This window comes from Kineococcus xinjiangensis, from assembly GCF_002934625.1.
GTDB lineage: Bacteria > Actinomycetota > Actinomycetes > Actinomycetales > Kineococcaceae > Kineococcus_A > Kineococcus_A xinjiangensis.
The window spans coordinates 1-8,908 of the sequence record NZ_PTJD01000029.1; the positions used below are offsets into that span (position 1 = coordinate 1).

General features: G+C 68.2%; 9 protein-coding genes and 2 pseudogenes. 6 read left to right on the plus strand and 5 right to left on the minus strand.

Features of this window, described 5'->3' with window-relative positions; translation table 11 throughout:
• The 3 genes from CLV92_RS20615 to CLV92_RS20625 form a co-directional block, all read left to right on the plus strand.
• Window positions 1-245 (plus strand): diguanylate cyclase domain-containing protein (locus tag CLV92_RS20615; RefSeq protein WP_146099713.1); only part of this gene is annotated, 245 nt, incomplete at its 5' end.
• A 605-nt stretch (window positions 246-850) separates the two neighbouring features.
• Window positions 851-1,831, plus strand: coding sequence for a cold-shock protein (locus CLV92_RS23165; RefSeq protein WP_104435946.1), 981 nt, complete (start codon window positions 851-853; stop codon window positions 1,829-1,831).
• A gap of 117 nt (window positions 1,832-1,948) precedes the next feature.
• Window positions 1,949-2,140, plus strand: a complete 192-nt coding sequence (locus CLV92_RS20625; RefSeq protein ID WP_146099714.1) for a hypothetical protein — start codon at window positions 1,949-1,951, stop codon at window positions 2,138-2,140.
• Window positions 2,141-2,377: 237 nt separating this feature from the next.
• Here the strand turns inward: CLV92_RS20625 and CLV92_RS20630 are convergent, their stop codons facing one another.
• Window positions 2,378-2,905: a TIGR03086 family metal-binding protein gene (locus CLV92_RS20630; protein WP_146099715.1), complete on the minus strand. Its 528-nt coding sequence runs from the start codon at window positions 2,903-2,905 to the stop codon at window positions 2,378-2,380.
• On the minus strand, window positions 2,902-3,738 hold the full coding sequence (locus CLV92_RS20635) for an ArsR/SmtB family transcription factor (protein WP_104435950.1): 837 nt from the start codon (window positions 3,736-3,738) through the stop codon (window positions 2,902-2,904). Before CLV92_RS20635 ends, CLV92_RS20630 begins: the two co-directional genes overlap by 4 nt.
• Before the next feature lie 168 nt (window positions 3,739-3,906).
• Here CLV92_RS20635 and CLV92_RS20640 point away from each other — a divergent pair, with 168 nt between their 5' ends.
• Window positions 3,907-4,713: a transposase family protein gene (locus tag CLV92_RS20640; RefSeq protein WP_104435952.1), complete on the plus strand. Its 807-nt coding sequence runs from the start codon at window positions 3,907-3,909 to the stop codon at window positions 4,711-4,713.
• Window positions 4,714-4,734: 21 nt separating this feature from the next.
• On the opposite strand, the gene CLV92_RS20645 is transcribed toward CLV92_RS20640, so the two are convergent.
• Window positions 4,735-5,514: a transposase family protein gene (locus tag CLV92_RS20645; protein WP_104435954.1), complete on the minus strand. Its 780-nt coding sequence runs from the start codon at window positions 5,512-5,514 to the stop codon at window positions 4,735-4,737.
• A gap of 154 nt (window positions 5,515-5,668) precedes the next feature.
• Here CLV92_RS20645 and CLV92_RS20650 point away from each other — a divergent pair, with 154 nt between their 5' ends.
• Window positions 5,669-6,136, plus strand: coding sequence for a hypothetical protein (locus CLV92_RS20650; protein ID WP_104435956.1), 468 nt, complete (start codon window positions 5,669-5,671; stop codon window positions 6,134-6,136).
• A gap of 192 nt (window positions 6,137-6,328) precedes the next feature.
• On the opposite strand, the gene CLV92_RS20655 is transcribed toward CLV92_RS20650, so the two are convergent.
• Together CLV92_RS20655 and CLV92_RS20660 are read right to left on the minus strand one after the other, a co-directional pair.
• Window positions 6,329-6,775: a hypothetical protein gene (locus CLV92_RS20655; protein WP_146099716.1), complete on the minus strand. Its 447-nt coding sequence runs from the start codon at window positions 6,773-6,775 to the stop codon at window positions 6,329-6,331.
• Between the two features lie 194 nt (window positions 6,776-6,969).
• Window positions 6,970-7,800 (minus strand): annotated as a pseudogene (locus CLV92_RS20660) (IS5 family transposase).
• Between the two features lie 291 nt (window positions 7,801-8,091).
• Between CLV92_RS20660 and CLV92_RS21200 the strand changes: the two are divergent.
• A pseudogene (locus tag CLV92_RS21200) lies at window positions 8,092-8,908 on the plus strand (hypothetical protein); the annotation flags it as partial.

The window sequence follows — 8,908 nt, forward strand, 5'->3', positions numbered from 1 at the left end:
AGTTCGTGGTGCTGGTGCCCACCGGGGCCTCACCGGCCGTGCTGGACCGGATGACCGGGCGGATCCGCAAGGCCCTGGTGCCGGAGTTCACCGTCACCGGCCACCGGGTCCGGGTCGGCACCAGCGCGGGCACCGCCCTGGGCGGACGCGGCACCACCGCCGACGAACTGATGGGCACCGCCGACGAGCGGATGTACGCAGCCAAGCGCGCCGCCAGGACCGGCCAGGTCGCCATCCCCCGCTGACCCCGGATCCCCGCTCCCGCCGACGCAGTCAGCCCGCATCAGCACGGGCCGACGAAGCGATGTCGTGAAGGCTGAGGCGGTACCAGCTGGCGTCGGCGTCACCGAATCATGCAGCAGACCCCAATGAAGACATCCACCGGAGTGGAGTCGGTCAAAGTCGAGGTCAGACCCGACAGCTGCACGACCATCTTCATCCTCACCGTCAAAGTCGGATGTTGAGCTCAACGCAGATCGGGGTCATTGGTGCAGGGTGAACGGTGACTACATGTGGCAGCCAGCTCCTCCGGGACAGTCCTCGGTGTCTTCGATGCGGAGAGCATCTCCCGAGAGCATGATCAGGAATGGAGGTCACTGAGCCTTTGTCAGTAGCGGTCGACCGCTACTGACAAAGGCTCACTGTGCCCGTGACGGGTGGTCCCGGACGAGGTGCGCTCGCGGGCCGGCGCGGACGAGGCGGCGTCCGGGTCATTCGCGACCGCCACGCGCCTGCTGGCGCCTGCGACGCCCTGACCGTGGGCTGACCCGTGGCCGGTCCCAGTGGTCCCGGGCGCGACGCCGTCAGCGAGACTGAGAGCATTGCCCGCTCTTCCGACCTGGAGCTTGCCATGCCGCACGCGACCGTCCGCTGGTTTGATGCTGAACGGGGGTTCGGCTTCCTCGCGCCCGAGGACGGCTCACCAGACGTGTTCGTGCACGCCTCCGCGATTGTCGAGGACGGAGGGCCGACGGTGCTCCGCGAGGGCCAGACCGTCGAGTTCGAGGCCGGCGAGAACGACCGCGGTCCCCAGGCGCTGCGCGTCCGCGTCACCTCCGAGGCGACCGCCGGCGGCGCCGTGGGCCTGCTCGGCACGGTCAACTGGTACGAGCCGACCAAGGGGTACGGGTTCGCCTCGCCGGACGGCGGAGGCCCCGACATCTTCGTGCACAGCTCTGCCATCGTCACGGGCGGCGTGGTCACCGAGGGGCACCGGGTGGCCTTCGTCGTCGTCGAAGGCGAGCGCGGCCCGCAGGCGGCGCACGTGGTCCCGCTGGGGCCGGGGGTCGGCCTGCCCGTCGGGGCCGGCGGTGCGGACGGGGCCGGCGGTGCCGACGGGGCGGACGGCACCGTCTCCTGGTACGACGAGGACAAGGGCTTCGGCTTCATCGCCCCCGACTCCGGCGCCGGGGACGTCTTCGTCCACGCCCGATCCCTGCCCGAGGGGCTCACCTGGTTGACCGAGGGCGACCGCGTGGCGTACGCGGTGGTCAGCGGCGACAAGGGCCCACAGGCCCGCGACGTGCAGCTCGTTCGACGGGCCGAGCCCGCACCGCCACCGCGACAGCCGGCACCGGCCGGGCCGGCACGCACCGGGAGGAGGGAGCCGGGGTCACGGGGCGTGCCTGCACGCGCCGGTGAGGGCGTCGTTGCACGTTACGACGGCGACCGCGGGTTCGGGTTCATCACCCCGGACGCCGGAGGTGACGACCTGTTCGTCCACGTGTCCGTGGTCGCAGGGTCGGAACCGCTGCAGCAGGGCGACCGAGTCCGGTACACAGTGCGTCAGAGCGACCGGGGCCCGCAAGCCGATCGCGTGGAGCGCCTCTGAGGCCTCCTACGTCACTCGCGAGGAACTGCGCCCTGGTCATGGTGACAAGGTCGTCGCGCACGCTGGGCGCGTTAGCGCCGCGCGGTCCTGTCGGACCGGCCCGCCATGGTGCGCACCGTGTTCGACGTCGCGCTGCTCACCGCTCACCGGCTGACCAACTCGCTCGGCGGTCGGGTATCAGCGGAATGGACGGACGCCCCGGAGCCCGGCGAGGTCGTCGTGCGGCTGGTCTGGTCGGACTCGGGTCCGGTGGAGGTTCACGGCTTCGCTGACGCATGGACGACGAACGCCGTGTGCGTTGACGTGTAGGGCCTCGCGAGGGGCGAGTGGTTCCCGGCGCACGAGGTGCGGAGGGCGTGACAGGGCCTCGTCCCGCGGGATCGGCCGACGCGGAGGCCTACTCAGGTGCCCGGGTGGGACCGGGCCAGCTCCACCTGTCGGGCGCGCGCCTGCTTGAGCACAGTGAGCTTTTGTCAGTAGCGGCTGGTCGCTACTGACAAAGGCTTACTGAGCCTTTGTCAGTAGGGCCGGTGAGTTATTGACGCCTCAGTGCCTGGGTACCCGGCCGAGGAAGGCGATGAGGCGATCGCTCGCAGGGGCGTCGCGGGCGGTGTCAACGGGCGCGGCGAAGTTCGCACCGCGCGCGTCGACGTGGAGCACTGCTGAGACTTGCGCGAGCACCTCCTCGGCCAGTGAATCTGGGATCCGGTGGGCGCGGTCGCATGCCACGCCGATGTCCCAGCCGTGTGTCGTCAGCTCGATCGCACCGGCCAGCAACGCGTGATCGACCCTCTTCGCACCCGCCCCGACGTGGAGAGCTCGCTCCAGCTCCACCAGTCGCTCATCCACGATCGCCACAGGGTCGGGATCATTGATCCGCGGTGGCTGCGGGAGGGCGAGCTCCCCGTTCTCGAGCAGCCCGATGAGGCCGTCGATGACGTCGGCCAGGTGCAGCACCACCCTGCCCGCATCCCAGCCCTCACACGGCGTCGGCCGGCGTAGGTCGTCGTCCGTCAGTTCCGAGAGGACACCCCGTGCGTAGTCGGTGGCCCGGTGCAACAGCTCGGTGGTCATGCGCCGGGCCTCTGCGGCATGTCCCACGGTGCCGCGGGCAGGACGTCGCCGGTCTCCATCAGGGACTTGAGGTTGGCGAGCACAGCAGGCCAGCCGCGCGAGATCCCGTTCAGCATGTCGGTGTTCGGGAGGTTCTCGTGGGTCACGGTGAGCCGGACGATGCCCTCGTGCGGCTCGATGAGGAACGTGACGACGGACGGTCCGGTCGCCCGCTCCTCCTCGGAGTCCTCGAACGTGATCACCAACCGCGTCGGCGGCTGCGCCTGGAGCACCTTGCCGGTGACGTCTACAGCGCCGGAACCGTCCACCCGCCGGTGCTCCCACGGGGAGCCTGCTTGCCAGTCCGACACGTTGGCATGTCCCCAGTAGCGTGCGGTCAGATCGGCGTCGGTCAGGGCTTGCCAGACGTCCTCGCTCCTGGCGCGGATGTAGGTGACGTAGACGTACGTCGGCACGGTCATTGCGGTGTCGGTGGTTCCAGTGACGATCGTCCGGGTATCGGTCATCGGATGCTCCTCTTCTGCTCGGTGCCTGATAGCGCTGAGGGTGGCCAATCGCGGGGCGTCGTACGTGGCGATCCAGCGTTCACCGATCTCGTAGATCGGCGCGGCGTTGAGGTAGTGCAATCGCTCTCGCCCTCGTCGCACCGCGGTGACCAGGTTGGCCTCGGCGAGGAGATTGAGGTGTTGCGTCGCCGATTGGCGCGCCATGTCGAGGCTCTCGCAGAGCTCGGTGAGGGTCTGCCCGTCCCTGCGGCGGAGACGGTCCAGCAGCAGGCGCCTGGTCGGATCGGCCAGCGCCTTGAACACCGGTCCTAGGTCGTCACCGGTCATGGACCAATCATGCAGGCATCTACCTGCATAAGCAAGGAGGTATGACCTGCCTTGTCCCAAACCCCACTCGCGCCATCCGCACGAGCACAACCCTGCGCGGAAGGCGGTTACTCGGCTGACGTCCCCAGTCAGCGAGGCCGTCAACCGCCATGCCCGTCAGGACTCCACGTGCTCTTCTACTGCGCCAGCCTCGATGTCTCTCGGGACCTCGCTCAGGCCATCGCCCGCAAGTTGCTCGCGCATCGCACCCGGATCGGCACCCGGCGCGGCCGGCGGGCGCTGGGATGCTTCGCCCAGGCGGTGCTGCTACTGCGCTTCATGCGCCAGCGTGCCGCCGTGGCCGACTTGGCGCGCGACAACAAGATCGCATTGAAGACGGCGTACCGTTACCTGCACGAGGCCTTGGATGTGCTCGCCGCTGAGGCACCTGACCTCCCCGATGTCGTCACCGCAGCGGTGAAGCGCGGCGAGGAGCACCTACTGCTGGACGGGACCCTCATCGACACCGACCGCGTCCACGACCCCGGCGGGCAGCGCGACCGCTGGTACTCCGGAAAGCACCGCCGCCACGGCGGTCTTGTCCAAGTGCTCACCGATGCCGATGGGCGACCGCTCTGGGTGTCACCCGTCGAGCCAGGCAGCACCCACGACCTCACAGCGGCCCGCGTTCACGCCCTGCCGGCGCTCTACGCCGCCGCCCGCCATGGCGTCCCCACCCTCGCGGACAAGGGCTACACCGGCGCAGGAGCCGGCATCCGGGTCCCCGTCCGCCGACCTGGCCGCGGTCAAGTCCTCGACACGACCACCCTCAGCTGGAACTCCTACGTCAGCTCCGCAGGGGCCTTCGTCGAGCACGGCATCGCCCACCTCAAAACCCGCTGGCGAGCCCTGGCCCGCGTCACCCTCTGCCCATCGCGCATCAGCGCGATCATCGCCACGGCCCTGGTCCTCAGCAGCCTAGAGAACCGCTACTGACAAAACCTCACTGAGCCTTTGTCAGTAGCGGTGTTCATGGATGGTGAGGACGAGGGTTGCGGCGACGATGTCGCCAATGCGCTGGGGGCAGAGGCTGACGTGCTGGAGAGCCTTCCATCGCTTCTTCAGCACGGCGATGCCTCGCTCGACCGGGGCACGGTAGCTGTTGACGTACGAGTTCCATCCTCGCGTGACCGGGTCAAGGACCTGCCGGCCGCCGGGACGGCGCACGGGGACATGGATGCCGGCACCTGCACCGATGTACCCCTTGTCGGCCAACAGCGGCAGGCCTCTTGTGGCCGTGGGGTACGAGGCGGGGAGTGCGTGTCGGCGGGCGGCGGTGAGGTCGTGGGTGGAGCCAGGCTCCACGGGTAAGGTCCAGATCGGTGTTCCGTCCGTAGCGCAGAGGACTTGAACGTTGCCGCCGTGGCGGTGGTGTTTGCCGGAGTACCACCGATCGCTGTGCCGGTGCGGTTCGTTGACCCGGTCGCACAGGATGAGGGTCCCGTCCAGGAGTACGTGGTCCGCGCCGCTGTGTAGTGCCTCGGCGAGCACCTCATGCAGGTCGGGGGCCTGTGCGGCGAGGACGACGATGACCTCGTGGAGATATCGATAGGCCGTGGCCAGGCCGATCCCCGCATCCCGGGCCAGGGCCGTGATGCGGGTGGCGTCGCGGAACCACCGCAGAGCCAGGACGGCCTGCTGGTAGCAGCCCAATGCCCGTCTGCCCTTGCGGGTGCCGATCCGGGCACGGTGGGCGCGCAGTAGGGCGGCGAGGTCGTAGGCGAGCTCGACGGGCACGTCGAGATGGCGCGGTAGAACAGCACGTGGGCTCCAGCGAGTCAGGCGTCCATGCTTCGTCACTGGGGATCGTGACCGCTCGGGCCCCGTTGCCCCCCATCGTCCCTAGCATCAGCGTTGATCATCTGGTCACCACGAAAGGCTTCGTCTCCGAATGGCTACCGAGTTCCCCGTAGGGAGCGCCGCCGATGTGGCTCGCCGCCTTCGTCAACTGCAGGGTGAGGTCGACGACCCTCCGTCGCTGGCGCAGTTCTTCTCCCTAATTACGCGCTTCGAGGCGGTGCGATTCGATGTGCCAACTTCGGAGGATTCCGACGGTTTCCTATTCCAGTACGGCGCCTTCAACATCTGGCCTGAGCCTACTTTTAGCGTCGGGATCACTCGTCAGCTCGAGATGATCGATTCAGGTGGTGAATGTGGCGGCTACGTTCAAGTGTCGATGGACTACCTGTATGACTCCGATGACGAGTTGGCTTCCGCGGCGCGCGAGACGAGCTGGTGGTTTCGCGGCTCCGTCGTCGACTTCTCAACATGGATAGGTTCGGTCGAGGAGCACGCAGTCTGGCGCTTGATCTCCTCGAGGCGACCTCGCACTTTCGTGATCTCACAGGACGGGGTGTAGCTGGTGCGCACTTCATAGGGCCGCGGACGTGTCACGCCGTGTCGGGACCCTCGTGGCTCAGCGACGGTGCGACTGAAGGGTATGCGGGCGACTGCTGCCACAAGCCTCTCCCAGTAGCGACCGGTCGCTACTGGGAAAGGCTTACAGCTTGTTTCACTATGAAGCGCAAGGTTACTGAGCGCATCAGGCGGGTCAGTCGAACCAGCTGAAGAGGACGTCGCCGACGCGCTCAGGCTTGTGGTATTTAATGTCGTCGCGCTCAAGCTTGGGCCATGAGGTGACGTCTGCCTCGAAGGGCGCGTCCAGCTCTTCCGGTGCTGCGACGCGCAAGCCGGCCATGGTGAAGAGGTGCCCTTCGGGAACGGGCATGAAGGCGAGAACGTAGACGCTGCTGTCGCACCGCGCAGCGGCGACCAACCGCCCCATGGCATGGAGCAAGATCCGGATCTCCACGCCGTCCGCTGCCAGGGTCTGGATCGCGTAGTAGCTCTGCGCCATCTGGGGTCGCGTCACAGGGCCCACCACGCGGCCCCCGGCCCGTCTCACCGCCTGATGGACGAGGGCCACCCACAACGCTTCCAGCTCCTCATCGCGCACGTCCTGCGTGCACCCAGGCAGCAGCAGGTGCTCCAGCGACACCGCCGCCTCCCATTCCCGCACCACGCCGGTCCGTCGACCCCGACGGTAGTACGTCGCCTCATCTGTGGAGGGTGACAACATCCCACGCGCCACCGATCTACCGTCCCGGTGGATCCGGGCCTGACCAGATGCCGTATGCCGTCACCTGCAGTGCGCCGGGGACGGTCTCATCAATGCTGTATCAGCTCGCCTCACTATGACGGTGGGAGCTTGCGGTAACAGATGAGCACGCAGGCCAACTGCAACAGGCCGAGGTGTAGGTCGGCGCGGACTTCGTAGCGGGTGCGGAGGCGCTTGAACTGGTGCAGCCAGGCGAAGGTGCGCTCGACGACCCAGCGTCGGGCGCCGAGGCCGGATCCGTGGGCGCTGCCGCGGCGGGCGATGCGGGGCACGATGCGGCGGGCTCGAAGGGCGCGGCGGTAGACGTCGAAGTCGTAGCCGCGGTCGGCGTAGAGGTAGTCCGGGCGCAGTCGTGGCCGGCCGCGGATGCCGCGCACGGTCGGGAAGGCATCGACCAGGGGCAGCAGTTGGGTCACGTCGTGGCGGTTGCCGCCGGTCAGCGTCACGACGAGGGGAACCCCGCCTGCATCGGTGAGGAGGTGGTGCTTGGAGCCGTTGCGGGAGCGGTCTACCGGTGAAGGGCCGGTGTGAGCCCCCCCTTGAGGGCCCGCACGTGCGAGCCGTCCACCACCGCGGTCTCCAGGTCCAGCTTTCCCGCCGCACGCAGCTCATCGAGCAGGACCTGGTGCAGGTGGGGCCACACGCCCGCCTCGGTCCAGTCCCGCAGCCGCCGCCAGCACGTCACCCCTGAACAGCCGAACTGCTCAGTGGGAACCTGCGCCCAGGTGCAGCCGGTGATCAGCACGTGGACGATGCCTGCCAAAGGCCGCGCGGTCATCGCGCGGCAGGCGTCCTGGGTAGCGGTGCCGGCGCGGCGGACGCTCAGGCAGCAGCGGCTGCACCCGCTCCCACAACGCGTCCGGCACCAGCTCCGCAACCCGATCGGGCACCACGACCTCGGCCATGCCACCAGGCTGCTCTCACCTCACCGCCCCAGCAAGTCATACTGAAACAAGCTGTTAGTGAGCCTTTGTCAGTAGCGACTTGATGCCACTGACGACGCGCCGGCCCGCCGGCATGGTTCTCGCAGGTTCACGTCTCCCGGTCTTTGCAGATCATCGACATTTGCTCGGCCGGAACCAGCCGCATCGGAGGCACTGGGGTGCAACCGGGCCGGCCTAGGATCGGCGCGGAAGCAGGGCCGAGTGCCGAGGGCAGTGCCAGCGGAGCCGGCGACCCTCAACGAGAAGGACACCATGGACGCCTCCGCCGAGGACAAGCACAGCGAGTCGGCAGATGAGCCAAGTCGCGCTGCAGGCACTCGATCACGCCATCACCGCACTCGACGCCTTCAACTCGTCGGCGCAGCGCTCGTCATCGCGGCTGCCGTTCCGATCGCCGTGCAGGCCTGGCGAACCTCCACGACGCCGCCGCCTTCTACGCGCCAGAGCACAACAGTGCCTCCGGCCCAGACGGTCACCATCACGGGCCCGACAGCGGCAGCTTCACCGTCGGATGCCCCGCCGACGGAGGCATCCGATCTGACCGACCCGAACCTGCCCGTCGCCTACGACATCCCCGACATGACACGGACAGAGGCCGCCCTTCCTGCGGGCATGACGCGTCTGGGCGCTTCGGGCCAGTACCCCAACAGCCCGACGGTGCCGGGTCAGGCATGCGGCCCGCTGGCTTTCAACCCACCGATGGTGGCCGGACGCCAGTTCGCCTGGATCGGCGCGAATCAGTCGGACCCTGAGCAGGAGTTGATCGAAGTAGCCGTGACCGGGCGCCGGACCGGCGGAGGTCCGATGACCTTCGACGCCCTCGTCGGCAACTGGGGCGTCTGCCGCTTCACCGAGGACTTCGAGCCGTTCGACCTTGCCATTCCAGGGGCGGACCAGACCTGGGCAGCCCACACCCATCGCAATGGAAACACCCAGATCAGCGGCGCGGCTCGCGTCGGTGACCTCCTCGTGGGTGAACCGCCCCGGCGAGTCCGGAGACTCCGTTCCTTGGGAAGGATGGAGTCATGTCAGGGAGCACGTCCAAGCGTTACCCCGCGGAGTTGCGTGA

Excerpts from the sequence above, each read along its gene's own strand:
- CLV92_RS23165 (WP_104435946.1), top strand. The coding sequence starts at position 851 with ATGCCGCACGCGACCGTCCGCTGGTTTGATGCTGAACGGGGGTTCGGC.
- CLV92_RS20630 (WP_146099715.1), bottom strand. The coding sequence starts at position 2,905 with ATGACCACCGAGCTGTTGCACCGGGCCACCGACTACGCACGGGGTGTC.
- CLV92_RS20635 (WP_104435950.1), bottom strand. The coding sequence starts at position 3,738 with ATGACCGGTGACGACCTAGGACCGGTGTTCAAGGCGCTGGCCGATCCG.
- CLV92_RS20650 (WP_104435956.1), top strand. The coding sequence starts at position 5,669 with ATGGCTACCGAGTTCCCCGTAGGGAGCGCCGCCGATGTGGCTCGCCGC.